14 protein-coding genes are annotated in these 18,692 nt (G+C 46.3%); 9 read left to right on the top strand and 5 right to left on the bottom strand.

Annotation, left to right across the window (positions count from 1 at the left end; translation table 11 throughout):
• Window positions 1–11 precede the first annotated feature (11 nt).
• From MKZ04_RS06625 to odhB, 6 genes are all read left to right on the top strand, one after another.
• Window positions 12–1,322: a C40 family peptidase gene (locus MKZ04_RS06625; protein WP_023857359.1), complete on the top strand. Its 1,311-nt coding sequence runs from the start codon at window positions 12–14 to the stop codon at window positions 1,320–1,322.
• 143 nt (window positions 1,323–1,465) lie between these two features.
• Window positions 1,466–2,026 (top strand): superoxide dismutase family protein, encoded by a 561-nt coding sequence (locus MKZ04_RS06620; RefSeq protein ID WP_407640594.1) that lies wholly within the window; start codon window positions 1,466–1,468, stop codon window positions 2,024–2,026.
• A 94-nt stretch (window positions 2,027–2,120) separates the two neighbouring features.
• Window positions 2,121–3,011: an ATP-binding protein gene (locus MKZ04_RS06615; protein WP_023857357.1), complete on the top strand. Its 891-nt coding sequence runs from the start codon at window positions 2,121–2,123 to the stop codon at window positions 3,009–3,011.
• Window positions 3,012–3,021: 10 nt separating this feature from the next.
• Complete coding sequence (locus MKZ04_RS06610; RefSeq protein WP_023857356.1) at window positions 3,022–4,935, top strand: vWA domain-containing protein; 1,914 nt, start codon at window positions 3,022–3,024, stop codon at window positions 4,933–4,935.
• 384 nt (window positions 4,936–5,319) lie between these two features.
• Window positions 5,320–8,154 (top strand): 2-oxoglutarate dehydrogenase E1 component, encoded by a 2,835-nt coding sequence (gene sucA / locus MKZ04_RS06605; RefSeq protein ID WP_341045578.1) that lies wholly within the window; start codon window positions 5,320–5,322, stop codon window positions 8,152–8,154.
• 14 nt (window positions 8,155–8,168) lie between these two features.
• The gene (gene odhB / locus MKZ04_RS06600) at window positions 8,169–9,449 is read left to right on the top strand and encodes a 2-oxoglutarate dehydrogenase complex dihydrolipoyllysine-residue succinyltransferase (protein ID WP_020451819.1); all 1,281 of its coding nucleotides are present in this window, start codon (window positions 8,169–8,171) and stop codon (window positions 9,447–9,449) included.
• Window positions 9,450–9,480: 31 nt separating this feature from the next.
• Here the strand turns inward: odhB and MKZ04_RS06595 are convergent, their stop codons facing one another.
• On the bottom strand, window positions 9,481–10,461 hold the full coding sequence (locus MKZ04_RS06595) for a bile acid:sodium symporter family protein (RefSeq protein WP_026579553.1): 981 nt from the start codon (window positions 10,459–10,461) through the stop codon (window positions 9,481–9,483).
• 214 nt (window positions 10,462–10,675) lie between these two features.
• Between MKZ04_RS06595 and MKZ04_RS06590 the strand changes: the two genes are divergently transcribed.
• Window positions 10,676–12,016 (top strand): sodium-dependent transporter, encoded by a 1,341-nt coding sequence (locus MKZ04_RS06590; protein WP_020451817.1) that lies wholly within the window; start codon window positions 10,676–10,678, stop codon window positions 12,014–12,016.
• A 225-nt stretch (window positions 12,017–12,241) separates the two neighbouring features.
• Here the strand turns inward: MKZ04_RS06590 and MKZ04_RS06585 are convergent, their stop codons facing one another.
• The 3 genes from MKZ04_RS06585 to MKZ04_RS06575 form a co-directional block, all read right to left on the bottom strand.
• Window positions 12,242–12,772 carry a stress response protein YvgO gene (locus tag MKZ04_RS06585; protein WP_151253642.1) on the bottom strand — a complete coding sequence of 177 codons (531 nt, stop codon included), beginning with the start codon at window positions 12,770–12,772 and terminating at the stop codon, window positions 12,242–12,244.
• Between the two features lie 616 nt (window positions 12,773–13,388).
• A complete protein-coding gene (locus MKZ04_RS06580) occupies window positions 13,389–14,174 on the bottom strand; it encodes a superoxide dismutase (RefSeq protein ID WP_229078804.1) in 786 nt (261 codons plus the stop codon).
• Window positions 14,175–14,224: 50 nt separating this feature from the next.
• A complete protein-coding gene (locus MKZ04_RS06575; protein WP_445662242.1) occupies window positions 14,225–16,123 on the bottom strand; it encodes a terpene cyclase/mutase family protein in 1,899 nt (632 codons plus the stop codon).
• A 223-nt stretch (window positions 16,124–16,346) separates the two neighbouring features.
• Between MKZ04_RS06575 and MKZ04_RS06570 the strand changes: the two genes are divergently transcribed.
• Complete coding sequence (locus MKZ04_RS06570; RefSeq protein WP_095291980.1) at window positions 16,347–16,748, top strand: cytidine deaminase; 402 nt, start codon at window positions 16,347–16,349, stop codon at window positions 16,746–16,748.
• A gap of 17 nt (window positions 16,749–16,765) precedes the next feature.
• A complete protein-coding gene (locus MKZ04_RS06565) occupies window positions 16,766–17,302 on the top strand; it encodes a GNAT family N-acetyltransferase (RefSeq protein WP_020451812.1) in 537 nt (178 codons plus the stop codon).
• A gap of 128 nt (window positions 17,303–17,430) precedes the next feature.
• Here the strand turns inward: MKZ04_RS06565 and MKZ04_RS06560 are convergent, their stop codons facing one another.
• Window positions 17,431–18,567 (bottom strand): MFS transporter, encoded by a 1,137-nt coding sequence (locus MKZ04_RS06560; protein ID WP_341045572.1) that lies wholly within the window; start codon window positions 18,565–18,567, stop codon window positions 17,431–17,433.
• Between the last annotated feature and the right edge of the window lie 125 nt (window positions 18,568–18,692).

The following is an 18,692-nucleotide window of genomic DNA, read 5'->3' as shown; positions in this document are numbered from 1 at the left end:
GTTAAGAGGTTATGAAGAAGAAGATAGCAGTAGGTTTGGCGGCCTCTGCGGTAGTTGGAACTTCATTGGCGGCGTCACCGGTAGAAGCCCAAACCATCAAGGTGAAAAGCGGAGACTCACTGTGGAAGCTTTCAGCTGAGTACAATACCAGTGTTTCGGCACTTCAATCAGCCAACAATCTTTCATCTACAGTTATTTATGTCGGGCAAACTTTAAAAGTACCGGACGGCAAGTCAAAAAGCAGCTCACAGACAAAATCCGCAAGTTCCAGCTCAAGCTCAAGCACTGCAAAGTCAACTTACACAGTGAAATTAGGAGATTCCTTGTGGCTGATTGCCAAAGACTACAAAACAACCGTAAAAGAGATTAAAAACTTAAACGGTCTGAGCAGCGATATGATTTACCCGGGACAAAAGCTGGTCATTAAAGGAAGCGCGAAAAACACCGGTTCCAGCTCTGGCTCAAGTTCGAGTTCCAGTTCGAAATCATCCAGCTCATCCTCAAGCTCGCAAAGTTCAAGCAGCACATACAAAGTCAAATTGGGCGATTCTTTATGGAAAATTGCCAATAATTTGAATATGACAATCGCCGAAATTAAAACGCTGAACAACTTGAAGTCGGACACGATCTACCCGAACCAGGTTCTTAAAGTGAAAGGAACGGTTTCCAGCGGAAGCAAAACATCTTCTGGTTCGTCTTCAAATTCTTCATCAAGTAAAACGAACACAAGCAGCAGTTCAAAAACGACCACTTACACGGTTAAACCAGGCGATTCTCTGTGGAAAATTGCAAATTCGATGAATGTGACAGTACAAAGCATCAGAGAAGCTAATCGATTAAAAACAGATGTCCTGCAAGTCGGCCAGAAGCTTAAAATCTCCGGTGCATCGACTTCCGGATCATCCGGCAGCCCGTCTTCCAGCTCGCCGAACTCTTCAGTTTCAACCGGCACTTCGACAAGTGCAAAGGTCGAACGGATGATTGCAGAAGCAGAAAAGCATATCGGCGTGCCTTACAGATGGGGAGGCAACAACCCTTCAGGCTTTGACTGCAGCGGATTCATCTATTACACGTTGAACAAAGTCACATCTGTCTCAAGGCTGAGCGCAGCCGGATACTGGAGCGTCATGTCACCAGTCAGCCAACCTTCAAGAGGAGACTTCGTTTTCTTCCAAACATATAAAGCGGGCCCTTCACACGTCGGCATTTATTTAGGAAACAACAAGTTTATCAATGCCAACGATTCCGGTGTCACTGTCAGCGACATGAACAATTCCTACTGGAAACAGCGCTATCTCGGCGCAAAACGGTATTCATTCTAAAAAAGCCATTTTATATGGCTTTTTTTTTGCGTGTTTTCAGGATAGGAAGGACAGGTTTAATGCCCCTCTTCGTTGTCTAAACTGAAAAGAAAAGCGAAGGGGGGAGCCGTTTGAGAACATTACATTACATATTGCTCACATGTATGGCCGTTTGTTTGGCAGCTGCATGTACACAGCAGAAAGAAATTCAGCAAAAAAATGTCGAACAGGAACATAGAGTAACCTTTGAAGCGATGACACAGCCGTTAAAAGTACCGCTGATCAAACGCGACGGTACGGAAACCGGTTTTATAGAAGTGTCTGAATCTGCTGCAGAAGGCCTTGATATCAGAGTCAGCGCCCATAATCTGCCGCCGGGAATGCTTGCTTTTCATATTCATGAAACGGGCGTGTGTAAAAAGCCTGATTTTGAAAGTGCGGGTGCTCATTTCAATCCTGACCAAAAGGAGCACGGCTTTCACAATCCGAAAGGACCGCATGCCGGTGATTTGCCGAATATTGAAGTCGGAGCCGACGGCAAAGTCGACGTTATCGTAAATGCGCCGGACGTCACCCTCGATCAGAAAAGCAAGTTCAGTCTGCTTGATCATGACGGAAGTGCTTTCGTCATTCATGAGCATCAGGATGATGATCTGACAAATCCATCCGGAAACTCCGGAGCCCGGATGGTTTGCGGAGCGCTGACGAACACCGGAAAAAAGTGAATCGGCGCATGGAAGCCGTTTATATTGAGGGCAGTGCATCTTTTCTAGTATACTTACATACAGAAGACGCTTTGAGAAAGGAATTTTACAACACATGAAATATGATCTGCATGAACTAGAGCTGCCTGAAAAAATAAAAGAGCGGCTGATTCAGTCTGCCGCTAAACCTGTTGCCGCGGAATACCAATCATTGATTGGAACGCCCGGTTATGAAGCGGAAGACAGCGCCATTCTCTATGACGCGATGATCGCGCTGTCACTCGGAAAAAACGTTTTGTTAAAAGGCCCGACAGGCTCCGGAAAAACAAAACTTGCCGAAACGCTCTCCGCTTATTTTCAAAAACCTATGCACAGTGTCAACTGTTCTGTGGATCTTGATGCAGAGGCGCTTGTCGGTTACAAAACGATTGAAAACACCAACGGGAACGCCTCTATTGAATTTATCGAAGGTCCTGTGACAAAAGCGATGAACAACGGCCATTTCCTATATATTGACGAAATCAACATGGCGAAACCGGAAACGCTGCCGATCTTAAACGGGGTGCTCGATTACCGGAAAATGATGACCAATCCGTTTACGGGGGACGTCATCAAAGCGAAAGAGGGATTCGGCGTGATTGCAGCGATAAACGAAGGCTATGTCGGAACGGTCCCGTTGAACGAAGCGCTGAAAAACCGGTTTGTCATTATCGACGTGCCCTACATTAAAGGTGACCTGCTGAAGCGGGTGCTTGAAACACAATCCGAACTAAAAAATCAGAAGCTGCTGAACCGGTTTGTTACCCTGTCATCGGACTTAATGACGCAGGCTCATAATGGACAGGTTTCTGAAGAGGCCGCTTCCATCAGAGCGCTTCTCGATACTTGCGACCTGTCGACATATATTCCGCCGCTGCGAGCGATCGAACGCGGCATCGTTGAAAAGCTTGATGATGAACGCGAAAAAGCGGCGGTCCGAAATATTGCCCAGACTTTGTTCGAATGAGGGTTTTTTTATGAAGTTTATTAAATTCAATGACAGCAAGATTGACTCTCTGCTTTTTATGGAGCTGACAGATCTCGCGAAAACGCTCGCGAAAAGCGATCAGGTTGAAGTGGAGTACGGGGTTCAGTCTTACTACAATCCTTTTGAGAAAAAGATCTACATGAGCCATTTTTGGAAAGACCGGAACCACCGGGATATGGTAGACGGTTTGAAAAGCGATGTATACTTGCGGTCAATCGGCTCCCGTTACAGCTCGATGAAAGACTTTTCCCGCATACTTGACGCGACTCGGAAATATCATTTTAAGAGTTTGGCAAAACAGTTGTTTATGCTTTTTGAAGATATCAGAATCGAAGAGTTCATCAAGAGGGAGCGGCCCGGTACAAAACCGGTATTTTCGAGCCGGAAATCAATGTACCGGAAACATTTTGCGACCCAGTTGACGCTGAATCTGGAGCGGAGCATTTTTACAGATGCTTTGTTTTGCGCTGTATATCTTAAGCTGACCGCGGAGTCGCCGCTTGATGAGATACCGGCTATACATGAATCGGTCGATCCGATGAAGGGATTTATAGAAGCCGAGCTCGCCCGCGTATTCGAAGCGCGTTCAACTGCTGACATCGTCTCGATTGTAAGCGGGCTGATGGAAGGTTTTGAAGAGGTGCTCGAAAAGGATATGCTGAATACGTACTTCTTTTTTCCGGAATTGGAATACGAGCAAGTTGACGAAGAAGCGCTTTTTCAAGATTTGAAAGCAAAACCGAAGCTGAGCGAGGATCTGACGCTTGAAGAGAAAAGTGCGGGTGATGAGGAAGTTCATGAAGAAGAAATGCCGACTTGGCACAGAGAAACGGAAGCTCCGGCGAAAAGCTTTCTCCAGTTTGATTTGGAGCACGGCGCAAAAACCGATATTTCCGGCGGCGCTTTAAGAGAAGGCGAAGACGGCGACCAAGCGCTCGGGTCTGTTCAGGGAACGGCGAAGCAGACGAGAAGAAAAGACTATTCAAAACTTGAATCGCTTGAATCTGTTCAAGATGAGCCAAACAGCGGCGCCGCACCAGCCGGCAAAGAAAACCGCTATGCGTTTTCGGTGATGAAGCCTCCGGAAAAACCTTCTAACGAAGACATATTAGACTACCAGGCTCAAGCCAAAACAATCGAATCGTATCAAAAACGGCTCAAGCAGATGATTCAAAAAACGCTCGAGCATAAAAAAACGCTCCCGAGAACCGATTTGCATGCAGGCAGATTGAACAATAAACTGCTCCGTTACTTTACAGAGCGCAATCCACGGCTCTTCTATAAAAAGCAAGAACCGTCAACAGAGATCGACGCCGTTTTTACATTGCTCGTCGACTGTTCAGCAAGCATGCATGACAAAATGGCCGAGACGAAACGGGGCATTGTCCTGTTTCACGAAGCGCTTAAATCTGTTGCTGTCCCTCACCAAATCGTCGGTTTTTGGGAAGATACGAACGATGCGACAGAGACGAGCCAGCCCAATTACTTTCATACGGTCGTCTCTTTTGCGGATTCCTTAAAAGCAGGCGCCGGACCGCATATCATGCAGCTTGAACCGGAGGAAGACAACCGGGATGGATATGCGATCAGACAGATGACGAAGATGCTTGTTCAAAGAAGCGAAGCTCAGAAGTTCCTGATTGTCTTTTCAGATGGGGAGCCGGCCGCATTCGATTATGAACAAAACGGGATTGTCGATACACATGAAGCCGTTATGGAAGCGAGGAAACGAAATATCGAAGTCATCAATGTATTTTTATCAAACAGCGAAATCGAAGAATCGCAAATCAAGACGATACAGGACATGTACGGAAAGTACAGCCTTTTCGTCCCGGACGTCGATCAGCTTCCCGATGTTCTGTACCCGCTTTTAAAAAAGCTGTTGAACAAAAGTATAGGCTAGATAGGACAGATGGCAGCAATACTCGCGGCCATCTGTTTTTTATCGTAGAAACACAGTGAAATATTGAAATTTTTATTATTTTTATCAACTTAATTTTTTGCGGAGCACATCGGGATGTTAAAAAATAGACGGTTAGGGGAAATATGTGAATAAATAATGAGCCGGTTTAAAAGAATTTGGTCTGAAAGTTCAAAATTATAAAATTTTTTATTTTTCAAGATGATTTTTTAATTTTATTTGAACAATCTGTGTAGAAACAAATGAGAAACAGTGGTAAAATGTACGTGGAAGCGTTTTTATTACATATTTCTGGGCGTAAGGTTCAGAAGATATATTAAGATAGTGAATCATTCACTTGATTATTAGGTTGGGGGTAATGTTCAAATGTTTCAAAATAGTATGAAACAAAGAATGACTTGGGAAGAATTTCACGGTCCGAACCTCGGCTATGTGCTGGAGCTTTACGATCAATACGTCAAGGATCCAGAAAGCTTGGATGCTGATTTAAAAGAGATGTTTGACGAACTTGGAGCTCCCCCGGGCGATATAAGGGCCGCCTCTCTAAAAAACGAAGAGGCAGATTTCACGGCTGGATCTATTCAAAAAATCGCATCAGTGATAAAACTCGCAGAAGATATTAGAACCTATGGCCATTTAAACGCTTCCGTCAATCCACTGAGAAAAACACAAGAGAAACAGGAGCTTTTTCCTCTTGCTGAGTACGGGTTAACTGAGCAGGATGTGAAAAAAATTCCGGCGTCTGTCATATGCAAAGATGCCCCTCAAGAAGTAACGAACGGTTTAGAAGCCATCCAGTACTTGAAAAACACATACAAAAAATCGATTTCTTTTGAATTTGACCATGTGCACATTTTTGAAGAGCGCAACTGGCTGATGAAAAAGATCGAATCCGGGGAATTATTCGCCCCGAAATCGAAAGAAAAGCTGGTGGAAGTTTTAAGAAGGCTGACAGAAGTTGAAAGCCTTGAACAGTTTCTCCACAAAACCTTTGTCGGGCAAAAACGCTTTTCAATAGAAGGACTTGATGCGCTTGTGCCCATGCTGGATGATATTATCGCCAAGTCCGTTTCGGCAGGTACGACAAACGTTAATATCGGAATGGCGCACAGGGGCCGCCTGAACGTTCTTGCGCATGTGCTCGGAAAACCTTATGAAATCATTTTTTCTGAATTCCAGCATGCGCCGAACAAAGATCTCGTTCCGTCGGAAGGTTCGACAGGGATCAATTACGGCTGGACGGGTGACGTAAAATATCACCTCGGCGCCAACCGTCAGATTCAGGATGAGCATACGAAAACGGCGCGCATTGCGCTCGCGAACAATCCGAGCCACCTGGAGTTCATCGATCCGATCGTTGAGGGATCGACAAGAGCCGCCCAGGAAACGAGAACGGAGAGCGGCTATCCGCTTCAAGACGTTAAAAAATCGCTGGCGATTCTGATTCACGGCGATGCGGCATTCCCAGGGGAAGGCATTGTCGCGGAAACGCTGAATTTAAGCCAGCTTAAAGGCTATCAGGTGGGCGGAGCGATTCACATTATCGCCAATAACATGATCGGCTTTACGACGGAAAGCAATGAGTCAAGATCGACGAAATATGCAAGCGACCTTGCAAAAGGTTTTGAGATTCCGATCGTCCACGTCAATGCGGATGATCCTGAAGCATGCCTTTCAGCGGTTCAGCTCGCTGTTGAATACCGCATGACTTTCAACAAAGACTTTTTGATCGATCTGATCGGCTACCGCCGTTTCGGCCACAATGAAATGGATGAGCCGTCTGCAACGCAGCCGATGCTGTATGATGCGGTCAGAAAGCACCCGACCGTCAAGAACATCTTTGCTGAAAAGCTGATTCATAACGGGATCGTCGATAATGAAACCGTCGACAAAATCGGGGACGCTGTCATGAAGCGTTTAGAAGAAGCGTATCGCAAAGTGCCGGCCAAAAAGGAAGATATGACGCATGAAATCGTTCTTCCGGAACCTGTTTCCAACGGTTTTCCTGATGTTGACACGTCGGTTGATGTTGAAACTTTGCGCAAAATTAATCAGGAGCTTGTTTCATGGCCTGAAAACTTCAACGTTTTCGATAAGCTAAAGCGAATCCTCGAAAGGCGCGCCAAAGCGTTCGACGATGACCGAAAAGTCGACTGGTCGCTTGCAGAGGCGATGGCTTTTGCATCCATTTTGAAAGACGGCACACCTCTAAGGCTGACCGGGCAGGATTCAGAACGCGGCACATTCGCACACCGCAACCTTGTCCTTCACGACAGCAAGACAGGGGACGAATTCATCGCACTGCATCACCTTGCAGATACGAAAGCGTCATTTGCGGTTCACAACAGCCCGCTTTCTGAAGGATCCGTCCTTGGCTTTGAATATGGATATAACGTGTCTTCGCCGGAAACGATGGTGATCTGGGAAGCGCAGTTTGGAGACTTTGCAAACGCGGCGCAAGTGTACTTTGATCAGTTCATTTCTGCAGGAAGAGCGAAATGGGGACAAAAATCAGGGCTCGTTGTTCTCTTGCCGCACGGCTATGAAGGGCAGGGACCTGAGCATTCAAGCGGAAGAACGGAACGCTTCCTTCAGCTGGCGGCGGAAAACAACTGGACTGTCGCCAACTTGACGAGCGCTGCCCAGTATTTCCATATTTTAAGAAGGCAGGCGAAGATGCTCCTTCGCGAGGAGATCCGCCCGCTGATCATCATGACGCCGAAAAGCCTGCTGAGAAATCCGAATACCGTATCAGAAGTGCAGGAGCTCAGCGACAGTAACTTTAAGCCGGTCTATGAAATGTCAGGACTTTCCCATCAGTATGACAAAGTGACGCGCCTCGTCTTTTCAAGCGGTAAAGTTTCGATTGACATCAGCAGCCATTTCAATAAAATGGAAGGTGAAAAAGATTGGCTGCATATTGCACGGGTTGAAGAGCTGTATCCTTTCCCTGCAAAGCATATTAAAGCGATCTTCAGCAAACTCCCGAATTTGGAGGAGATTGTCTGGGTACAGGAAGAACCGCAAAATATGGGTGCATGGAACTATATCGAGCCTTATTTAAGAGAGATTGCTCCAAAGGACGTGAAGGTCCGCTATATTGGCAGAAGAAGACGTTCAAGTCCGGCAGAAGGGGATCCGACGGTTCATAAAAAGGAACAGGAACGCATTGTATCTGATAGCTTGACTCGCAAAAATTAAGGGGGAACTAAAAAATGGCGGAAATTAAAGTACCTGAATTAGCGGAATCAATTTCAGAAGGAACGATAGCCCAATGGCTGAAACAACCGGGAGATTATGTAGAACAAGGGGAATTCCTGCTTGAGCTGGAGACTGATAAAGTCAACGTTGAATTGACGGCAGAGCAGTCCGGCGTTCTTCAGGAAGTGCTGAAAGATTCCGGTGACACGGTTCAGGTCGGCGAAATAATCGGAACGATTTCAGAAGGCGAAGGAGAAGGAGGCCAATCAACGGCTCCTCAAGCTGACGCTCAAGAAAGCGCCGGCGCTTCGGAAGAGAAGCCAGCCACGTCTGAAAAGACAGCCGAACCTCGCGAAAGCGCGAACGATGAGGCGGATACAACCAAAACAAGGACAATCGCTTCTCCGGCTGCCCGAAAGCTCGCCCGTGAAAAAGGCATCGATTTATCGGAGATTCCTACCGGTGATCCGCTCGGAAGGGTCAGAAAGCAAGATGTTGAATCTTATCAGAAGAACGAGCAGCCGCCAAAAGCTCAGCCTGAACCAAAACGCGAAACACAGGCGCCGGCTGCTAAACAAACCGAAAATGCAGGTAAACCGGTAGAGCGTCAAAGAATGTCCCGCCGGAGACAGACGATCGCCAAACGCCTCGTTGAAGTTCAGCACACCGCCGCTATGCTGACGACATTCAACGAAGTGGACATGACGGCGGTCATGAACCTAAGGAAACGCCGAAAAGATCAATTCCTTGAGCAGCATGATGTGAAGCTCGGATTCATGTCATTCTTTACAAAAGCTGTGGTCGCCGCGCTGAAAAAATATCCGCTCCTCAACGCGGAAATTCAAGGCGACGAGCTTGTGATCAAACAATTCTATGACATCGGAATCGCTGTTGCTGCGCCGGATGGCCTCGTCGTACCGGTCGTTCGGGATGCAGACCGCAAAACCTTTGCTGATATTGAAAAGGATATCGGAGAGCTTGCGAAGAAAGCGAGAAACAACAAATTGTCGCTCAACGAGCTTCAAGGAGGCTCCTTTACGATCACAAACGGAGGAACGTTCGGATCACTGTTGTCGACTCCGATTTTGAACAGTCCGCAAGTTGGTATTTTGGGCATGCATAAGATCCAGCTGCGCCCTGTAGCAATTGATGAAGAGCGTTTCGAAAACCGCCCGATGATGTACATTGCATTATCGTATGACCACCGGATCGTCGACGGTAAAGAGGCAGTCGGCTTCCTGGTTACGATTAAAAATCTGCTTGAAGATCCTGAACAGCTTCTGTTGGAAGGTTAAATCAAGAAAAAAGCTTTGGCCGCATGTACGGTCAAAGCTTTTTGTTTATCATCTGCGGGGCAGGAGAATAATTGTTATTCTTCTGCTTATTTGCTTTCTTGCTCCAGTATGTCGCAAGCCATGAGCCTGAAAGGTTATGCCAGACGCTGAAAACAGCGCTCGGGACAGCGGAAAGAGGAGAGAAGTGCGCCGTTGCCAATGCTGCACCGAGACCCGAATTCTGCATGCCGACCTCAATGGACACGGCTTTTTGTGATGCATAATCCATTTTAAAGCACTTTGCCAAAACAAAGCCAAGGAAAAGGCCGAGGCCATTATGAAGAACGACGACCGCAAAAATCAACAGCCCTGATTGAATAATGTTTTCCCGGTTGCCTCCGACGACCGCGGTGACGATGGCGACGATGCCGAGAACAGAGACGAGCGGAAGCACCTGCACCGCTTTTTTCACTTGTTTTTTAAAGAAAAATTGAACGATCAGCCCGGCGATAATCGGGAGCAGCACCGCCTGTAAAATCGACAAGAACAGTGAGCCCGGAGATACCGGAAGCCATTCTTTTGCGAAAAATAAAATGAGAAACGGCGTTAAAAAAGGGGCAAGCAATGTGGAAACCGTTGTAATCGCCACTGACAGGGCGATATTCCCCTTCGCCAAAAATGTCATGACGTTTGATGCCGTTCCCCCGGGACAGCATCCCACTAAAATGACCCCAACCGCTATTTCGGAGGGAAGCCCGAGTCCATAGGCCAGTCCAAAAGCGAGCAGCGGCATGACCGTATATTGAACCAGCACACCGATCAGCACATGCAGGGGACGTCTCAGCAGCTCTTTAAAATCGTCCGCTGACAATGTCAATCCCATGCCAAACATAATCACGCCAAGCAGGATGGTAATATAAGGGGTGATCCAGGTGAATTGCGTCGGAAAGGCAAAGCCGAGAACCGCAAACAGAATCACCCAAATGGCGAACGTTTTTCCTGCAAATTGACTGATTTTGATCAAATAACTCATAAGTCCAGCTCCTCACATCTGTAGAAAATATAACATCCTCTTATTATAATTAATATTCTGAATAATTCAATACTTGTAAAATTCGAATTTGTTTTAAATAATATTATTATGTAAACTGAAAGAAATGTTTGAAAACCTTGACGAATTCGTTTATGCTTTTTAAAATGATAGTTTGTAGCCATATGCAATTAGACCGAGAAGAAGAGGTGCTTAAGTGGAAAATCAACAAAATATATGGTCATCAAAGCTTGGATTTATCTTAGCTTCGGCCGGCTCGGCAATCGGGCTCGGCGCGATATGGAAGTTTCCTTATGTCGCCGGAACAAGCGGCGGCGGAGCATTTTTACTTATGTTTATTCTTTTTACTTTATTGATTGGGCTTCCGTTATTAATGGCGGAGTTCATTATCGGCAGAAAGACTCAAAAAGATGCCGTTGAATCCTATAAGGAGCTGGCGCCCGGCTCGCTTTGGCATTGGATCGGCCGGCTTGGCATTATCACGTGTTTTATTCTGCTGTCTTTCTATAGTGTTGTCGGCGGCTGGATCATCATTTATATTATCAAAGGACTGACCGGCGAACTGTCAAGAAGCACGGATTATGCAGGTCTTTTCGGAGAGACAATTGCAAATCCGTATCTCGTTCTTGCGAGCCAGTTTGCATTTATCATGATCACGATTCTTGTTGTTGCAAAAGGGGTCAGAAGCGGAATTGAAAAAGCGAGCAAGTTTATGATGCCTGCTCTGTTCGTTATTTTTCTGCTTTTGATCATCCGTTCGCTTACACTTCCCGGTTCAATGGAAGGATTGGAATTTTTCTTAAAACCTGATCTTTCCCATATCACAGCCAAAACGGTGCTGTTTGCGCTTGGACAATCCTTTTTCTCGCTGAGTGTCGGTGTTTCCGTTATGGTAACGTACAGCTCTTATTTATCGAAAAAAGAAAACCTTATACAGTCGGCCGTTTCAGTGACATTGCTCAATGTATCTGTAGCGATTCTTGCCGGGTTTGCGATTTTTCCGGCCGTTTTTTCATTCGGATTATCTCCTGATGCCGGCCCGATGCTGTTATTTAATGTGCTGCCGTCAGTCTTTCACAAGATGCCTTTGGGAATCGTCTTTTTATTGGCGTTTCTGCTCTTATTTTTATTTGCTACACTGACGTCCGCATTTTCAATGCTTGAGATCCTTGTTTCTTCCTTATCAAAAGGGGATCCTAAAAAAAGACAGGCTTTCGCTTGGGCCGGGGGAATTGCGATTTTCCTATTCGGAATTCCTTCAGCATTATCATATGGCGTGCTTCAGGATGTATCGATTTTTAATCTATCTATTTTTGATGCGGCGGATTACCTTGTCAGCAATATTTTAATGCCGCTCGGCGCTTTGCTCATCGCTGTTTTTGTGCCGCTCAAAATCCCGAAAGAAGAGCTTTTTGCTGAATTGAGGGAGGGCTCTAAAATCAGCAGAAAATGGTTTGCAGCATGGCTTTTGCTGATCCGCTACGCCGCTCCGATCGTTATTATTGTCGTCTTTTTGGACGTCATTGGCGTATTTTAAGATTGAATTGTTTATAAGGCCGGATTTGTCCGGCCTTTTTTTCATGCAGACAGTTTGTCAGCGGTACTTTCTTTTCTCTCTGTGAAATGGCAGCGGTATGACCGGCAAGGGAAGTGTATGATTAATCGGCTTTTTTCTGCGGCAGACATATTAAAAAGGCCTGCCGGTGAATTCGTTTTTGACGATTTTACCGGCAGGCAGAAGAGGGGGATACTTTGACTTTGATTAAGGCATGCGGAATGTTACAGTTTGGCCGTTTCGATCAAACCAGCCTTTAAAGGCCCAGTTAATCCAGCCGCCGTCTCCCTGGTTTGTAAATTGTCCGCTTTCAAATACCCAAATGCCGTAAATCACGCCATGATAGTTGGCAGATCCATAAAATTTAACTCCTCTTAAACCGTTGTGATAGCCTTGGCTTAAGTTGAACACCATGACATTGTATCTTTGCCCTGCAGAATAAAAAGCGGTTTCCATGCAGTTTTTGACGAAACCGCTGCGGTTGGAGCTTTGAACGATAGCATCTCTAATCGAGTTTCCGATTCCTAAAAGATCGAGGTTGATGTTGAGATTAATAGCGGAAGTTTTAAACTGTTGTTTTTCCTGGTCCAATGACTGATTGAGAGATGTGGATATAGACATAGAAGGCAAGGTTGTAACAGAACTGTCCGTATGCTTTGATTCTTTCGCTTCTGATAAGTACGGCAAACAAGTCAAACCGAGCATTAAGGCTGTAAAGAAAGCAAACATTTTTTTCATGATTTACCCTCCTAAAATAAATTTGCCATTTTCGAAAAACTGACCGGCTGAATCAGACAAACATCGACAGTTTATTCATTTATTCCCTCCCTTCTTGTAGAATAGCTTAACGATTTTTGGAATTAGAAGAATGAGAAAAAACGACTATTTTCCAAATAAATCAAAAAATGTTCACATTCCATACTTAAGGCACAAATTTGGGATATATTGATAGACTGTTGAGATTCAGTATTTCATAAAGGGATGATCAAAATAGCAGATTCAGAAGGATGTATGGTTGTGGGGGTTCTCTTCCGACCCCGCCTTGCCAATCTCCGTGTAGCGGTCTTAACAATCCTCAAGAGAAACTGGGATATTTTAAACTTTTATTTGTTATCTTATTACAGACGATAGAGGGTTTAAGGGATATAGATACGGTATTGAGAGTGATAAGGTATCGGCACTTTCGCTCGATTCGGCCAGTGTCGACGGCTGCCTGGCGCAGAGAAGAGAAAGGTGCGAGAGGAAAGACTCGTCCGCTTTTTGAGGCAAGGCTTTGACGGGGAGGCCGATGTCCGGCGCAACTACCGAAACAAAAGAGGACTTCAATAGTTGAAGTCCCGCCATTGAATTTGAATCAGAAGGGCTCCCATAGAACGCGCTTTGCTGTCGCAAACCGCCTTTCAGGTTCTCTCCAGTCAACGACATTCCACCAATTATCGACGTATTTTGCCCTTTCATTTTTATATTGAAGGTAGTATGCGTGTTCCCATACGTCGAGCGGGAGAAGGGGGATCACATCCCATTGGCTCATCAGCTGATGTTTTTCTGCGATCAGAATTTCCAAGCGGTGCGAGCGAGGCGCCCAGACAAGGATCGCCCAGCCCACGCCTTCCACCTTTTTCGCCGCTTCGGAAAATTGTTCTTTAAAGGCCGAATAGCTGCCGAAAGAACGGTTAATCATTTCCAGCAATTCGCCTGTCGGCCGCCTTTTTCCTTTTGGATGCATCGCGTACCAAAATATCGTGTGCAAATAGTGCCCGGCTCCGTGGAAGGCGAGCTCTCTTTCCCAGTGGTTTACAAGGTCGAATTGTTTGGTTTGCCTTGCTTTCTGCAGTTCTTTTTCAGCTTTGTTCAAGCCGTCGACATAGCTTTGGTGATGTTTTGTATGATGAAGAAACATAATTTCTCTTGAAATATAAGGCTCAAGGGCTGAATAAGAGTAGGGCAGGCTTGGCAGGCGATGGCCTCCGATCGGCACTGTTCTGAATGGCTGCCGGCCGGCTTGAGACGCATCACTGCGGGAGATGGCTTGATACACGGCTTCTGCCTGTTCATACCATTCCTGTTCGGTCGCACGAGGATCATCCAGTGATTGAAAAAGTTTTTCTAACTGGCTTTCTAAAGAAGGATCATCTTTCATCTGGTCTTTCAGACCTTTGGCCCATGACGCTATTTTTTCTTTGTAAGCATTCAATATGTCTCCCTCATTTCCGCTTTTTTAATAAATGCGCTTGAAGCGAGCAATGAAAACACAAAAGGATAACTGTGATAGCGGATGTAGAATTGTTTCGGCAGCCCGATTCCCGTCGGGTATTCGAGTCGCTCAGGCGAGCTTTCGTGACCATCGGTGAGAAAACGAATCCCTTTTAAGATCTTAGGGTCATCCGGACGTTCATATTGCAAAAGCGCCTCCAGCGCCCATGAAGATTGAACAACTGTTCCAAAGTGAAGAGGGACAAAACGCTTCGCTTCACAGCTTTTGCAAGATTCTCCCCAGCTTCCGTCTTCAAGCTGGATCGATTTAAGCCAGGAGACCGCTTTTCTGACAGACGCGTGATTGTGGGAAATTCCGACGGCTTTCATTCCGGTGAGTGCGGCCCATGTCCCGTAAATAAAGCAGACGCCCCATCTGCCATACCACGAACCGTCAGCTTCCTGATGGTGATCAAGCCACCTTAGAGCGCGTCTGACTGCGGGATGGTTATCTGTCAACCGCTCTTTAAGTCCGAGCAGATGAAGAACGCGCCCAGTCAAGTCTGCCGTTGACGGATCGACTGCTGCGTCAGCGGCAGATTCGAGCGGCAGATGTCGGATGAGCGGATGGTCAACGTTTTTTTCAAATGCTGAAAACCCCCCATCCTTGTTTTGCATTGATAAAAGCCAGGTGAGCCCCCGGTTCCAGGCAGCCGGACGCCTTTGAAACGGAATTGCTTTTAATGCCGCAGCGGTATCGTCCAAATCGGGATTGTTTGTATTGATGTGTGAAAAACCCCACCCTCCCGGTGCCGCTTGAGGGTTTGAGACCGCCCAGTCCGCTTTTTTCACATGCTGTCTTTTGAGAAGGTAGTCCGCTGCCGATGAGATGGAAGAATGTTGTTCAGGTATTCCGGATTCCTGCATGGCAAAGCTGATGAGCGCGGTGTCCCAGACAGTGGAAGTTGAGTTTTCCAAATGGAAGCCTTCCTCTCCGCATGAGGAAATAAGGCTTTTGATTCCGCCGACTGCTTTTTTAACAACGGGGGCGTTTTTTGATATTCCCATCGCTAGCAGGCTGTAAATCATGAACATGGTCGCGCTCGCATAGCTGTATAGTGTTCCGTCTTCTTCGATTCTGTCCAGCATATATTTTTTGCCCGCTTCAAATCCGAGCTGATGAACATAAGCCGGCCATTGAAAGAGCTGTTTCCATTGCAGATTGAAAGAATAGAAGGTTCTCTCGTCAAAAGAGCGGATGTTCAGCCATTCGAGAGGATTTTTTGACATGGCTTCATCCAGATGCCGAAGCGAGCCGATTTGGTTGTTTTTTAAAGAGAATCGTCGATTAAACGTAATGGCCATCGGGACAAAATGAATTCTTGCGTATGTGCTGAAATGGTAAAAATGAAGCGGGAAATAGGGCGGGATCAGTAAAAACGAAAGCGGAATATAGGCTCTCGGCCATGGATACAGCCCGTTGGCAGCGAGCATCCACTTCGTCATAAAGTGCACATTCTTCAAACCGCCTGTTGCCTTAATAAACGCCTCGGCTTTCTGCATATGCGCATCTCTCCGGTCATAGAGCCCCGAAGCCAGCATCCCGGTATAGCCCTGGACTGTCGCGGTCAAATTGCCTGCCGTTTCATCCGGATGATTGCGAAACGCACCGTCTCCGCTCTGCTTCGAACGGATTCGTTCAGCAAGACTTGTGATGAGAGAAGAGTCCTGATCGCCAAGTGAGGTCAGCATCAAAATGAAAAAGCTGTCTGTCATCACGGGCCCTTCAAAACAAAACCGCCATGACCCATCAGGTCTCTGTCTATTTTGAAGCTTTGCGAGCGTCTTTTGTCTGAAAGCTTTCACGTCTTCTAGTAAAGAACGCAATCTTCTCATCTCCTTCATTTTACTGTATTCATTTCGGAAATGTGTCATGCCAACCGGATGAAAACAGAAGAACAGCGATTTTGAATATGTGATGAGCATACAGAGGCATTCGTCAGCGCGGGCATGCGTGAGCATGATCAGGAAATCATGAATATCTTCGTTTACCTCTGTTCCATTATCAGGTATTGTAAAAAGAGAGACCTTAGAAACAATGTTTGGGGGATGTTGCTGAATGAATATTGAACAGATGCTGTATGACACCGCAGTCGAATTGATCAAAAAGAGGTATCCGACCGGATGGGGCGGGGCAGCCGCCATGTATACCGAAGACGGGAGAATCTTGACGAGCGTAGCGCCGGAAGTAATCAACGCTTCAACCGATTTATGCATTGAAACGGGCGCCATTCTCGAAGCCCATAAATATCAGGCAAAAATTACGCACTCTGTTTGTGTCGTGAGAGATGATGAACATTCCGAATGCAAGGTATTAACACCGTGTGGGGTATGCCAGGAAAGACTTTTTTATTGGGGGCCGGATCTTAAAGCAGCTGTAACTGTACCGGATGGGCATCTGCTTTATAAATCTTTAAAGGAAATACAGCCATACCATTGGTTTGCTGCGTATCAAAAGTAGCAGGGGAGGGGCGTTCGATGTTCGAGTGCCGCAAGGTTTATCTCAGACCTGTTGAAAAAGGGGATATGGAGAGCTTTTACAAAGCTGTTCAAAATGAAGACATCAGATATATGACGGGCACGACGCGCGAATTTACGATGGAAGACCTTTATGAGCACTACGAGAGAATCACAAGCGACGAGACGCGCTATGATTTTGCCGTCTGCTTAAAGGAGGACGATCGCTTGATAGGCGATCTGTCCATCATTGACATCGACCGGACGAATCGAAAAGCAGGGTTTAGAATCGCTTTGCACAGCCCCGCTTATTTGAACAAAGGCTATGGTCCTGAAGCGGTGCGGCTGGCCATGCAGTTTGCATTCGAAATGCTCGATCTTAACCGCCTTCAGCTCGAAGTCTTTTCACACAATAAGCGCGCGCTGAAAGCATATGAAAAAGCCGGATTTAAAAGGGAAGGTACTGTCAGGGATGCTCTTTATATGAATAAACAGTACTCAGATGAAATCATTATGGGGATATTGAAGCGGGAATACGAAGAGCTGATATCCCGCTGAATCAGAGGGCGCGCAGCATGTTATTCTACTGAGCGCCGCTTTGTTCATTTTTATTTTTCAATCTTTGCTGAACGGCTGTAAATGCCGCCGGCAATCAGCGCCATTGTCATCGAATATCCACAGCAGCTTCATCGTTCTATTTGCCTTGCAGACTGGCTGTACGTTCTCACATCCCGCACGAAAAATGTGACAGCGGCTGTTCCGGCATATAATACAGCGGCAGCGATAAATACGCTTTGCACCCCGATCAAGTCCGCCAAAGCCCCCATAATGGCGATTGTTAAGACAGACCATGCAGTCAAAATAGTATTTTTGGCGGCGGTGACCGGTGCGCGCTCTTCATCTGTCAACGTATCTTGAAGGATAACCGTCTGGCTGACGTCTCTTACTTGATAAAGCGGACCCATCATGATACAGAGGATGACCGAAAGGAGGGGATTTGACGAATAGGCGAATAAAAGCGTTGTGATTCCCATTGAAACAGAACCCAAGACAATCATGAGGCCAAGCCTTTTTTTGAGCTGGTTGGAAAAGAGCACAGCGAGAATGCCGCCCAAAATCGCTCCCAAAAAATAACCGGCATTGATGAATCCCCACCAAGCCTCCCCTTTATTTAGCACCTCTTTCGTAAAAGCCAGCAAAACGGCGGAAGTCCAGACCGCATTTGCTAAACCTTCTGACATGTCCATCATCGTAAGCAGCAAAACGGTTTTCTTCCTGTATACAGTGCGCCAGACTGATTGTGTGCGGGTTTTTTGACGAGGGATAACAGCTGTTTTCAAATCCGGCAATTTGATTAAAAGTCCTGATACGAAAAAGAGTCCTGCTGTAAACAATGTCAGCGTGTGAGTTTGGGCCAAAACGGTTAAATAGCCGCCGAGCCCCCAGCCTGCTGCCTGAACAAACTGGTTGACCGTTACGATGCTTCCCGATGCCGCCACGTAATCGCGCTTTTTAATCGCTTGATACAGTAAACCTAACTGTGCGGGGGAATACCAGGAACCGACAAAGCTTTGCAAAAACAGCAGCACATAAATGATATAAGAGGGTAAGCCCAGCGTTTGGCATAAGCCGATGCATAATGCGCAGACCGCTCTGAACCATGTTGAACAAGCCGCTGTTTGAAGCAGGTCGAGGCGCTGAATAGCAAAAGAAGCCATCGCACCGCCTAATACACTGCCGAACGAGGATATAGCCAAGACCAGACCCGATCCGAATACAGAGTTCGTTTCCTTAAACACATCGACCATGACGATGATCGTCATCAAAATCGACCCGACAGCCTGTGCTGTTTGTGATGCCCATATGTATCTAAAACTTTTTTGATTCCAGAGGGTTTTGCCAAGAGAGGAAGAAAACACGATTCTATCATTCCATTCGACTTAAACTA

It is taken from the genome of Bacillus sp. FSL W7-1354, from assembly GCF_038002405.1.
In the GTDB taxonomy this organism is placed as follows: Bacteria; Bacillota; Bacilli; order Bacillales; family Bacillaceae; genus Bacillus; species Bacillus paralicheniformis.
This window is presented reverse-complemented; position numbering and strand designations above follow the sequence as displayed.

Excerpts from the sequence above, each read along its gene's own strand:
- MKZ04_RS06625 (WP_023857359.1), top strand. The coding sequence starts at position 12 with ATGAAGAAGAAGATAGCAGTAGGTTTGGCGGCCTCTGCGGTAGTTGGA.
- MKZ04_RS06620 (WP_407640594.1), top strand. The coding sequence starts at position 1,466 with ATGGCCGTTTGTTTGGCAGCTGCATGTACACAGCAGAAAGAAATTCAG.
- MKZ04_RS06615 (WP_023857357.1), top strand. The coding sequence starts at position 2,121 with ATGAAATATGATCTGCATGAACTAGAGCTGCCTGAAAAAATAAAAGAG.
- MKZ04_RS06610 (WP_023857356.1), top strand. The coding sequence starts at position 3,022 with ATGAAGTTTATTAAATTCAATGACAGCAAGATTGACTCTCTGCTTTTT.
- sucA (WP_341045578.1), top strand. The coding sequence starts at position 5,320 with ATGTTTCAAAATAGTATGAAACAAAGAATGACTTGGGAAGAATTTCAC.
- odhB (WP_020451819.1), top strand. The coding sequence starts at position 8,169 with ATGGCGGAAATTAAAGTACCTGAATTAGCGGAATCAATTTCAGAAGGA.
- MKZ04_RS06595 (WP_026579553.1), bottom strand. The coding sequence starts at position 10,461 with ATGAGTTATTTGATCAAAATCAGTCAATTTGCAGGAAAAACGTTCGCC.
- MKZ04_RS06585 (WP_151253642.1), bottom strand. The coding sequence starts at position 12,772 with ATGAAAAAAATGTTTGCTTTCTTTACAGCCTTAATGCTCGGTTTGACT.
- MKZ04_RS06580 (WP_229078804.1), bottom strand. The coding sequence starts at position 14,174 with ATGAAAGATGATCCTTCTTTAGAAAGCCAGTTAGAAAAACTTTTTCAA.
- MKZ04_RS06575 (WP_445662242.1), bottom strand. The coding sequence starts at position 16,123 with ATGAGAAGATTGCGTTCTTTACTAGAAGACGTGAAAGCTTTCAGACAA.
- MKZ04_RS06570 (WP_095291980.1), top strand. The coding sequence starts at position 16,347 with ATGAATATTGAACAGATGCTGTATGACACCGCAGTCGAATTGATCAAA.
- MKZ04_RS06565 (WP_020451812.1), top strand. The coding sequence starts at position 16,766 with ATGTTCGAGTGCCGCAAGGTTTATCTCAGACCTGTTGAAAAAGGGGAT.
- MKZ04_RS06560 (WP_341045572.1), bottom strand. The coding sequence starts at position 18,567 with ATGACGATCATCGTCATGGTCGATGTGTTTAAGGAAACGAACTCTGTA.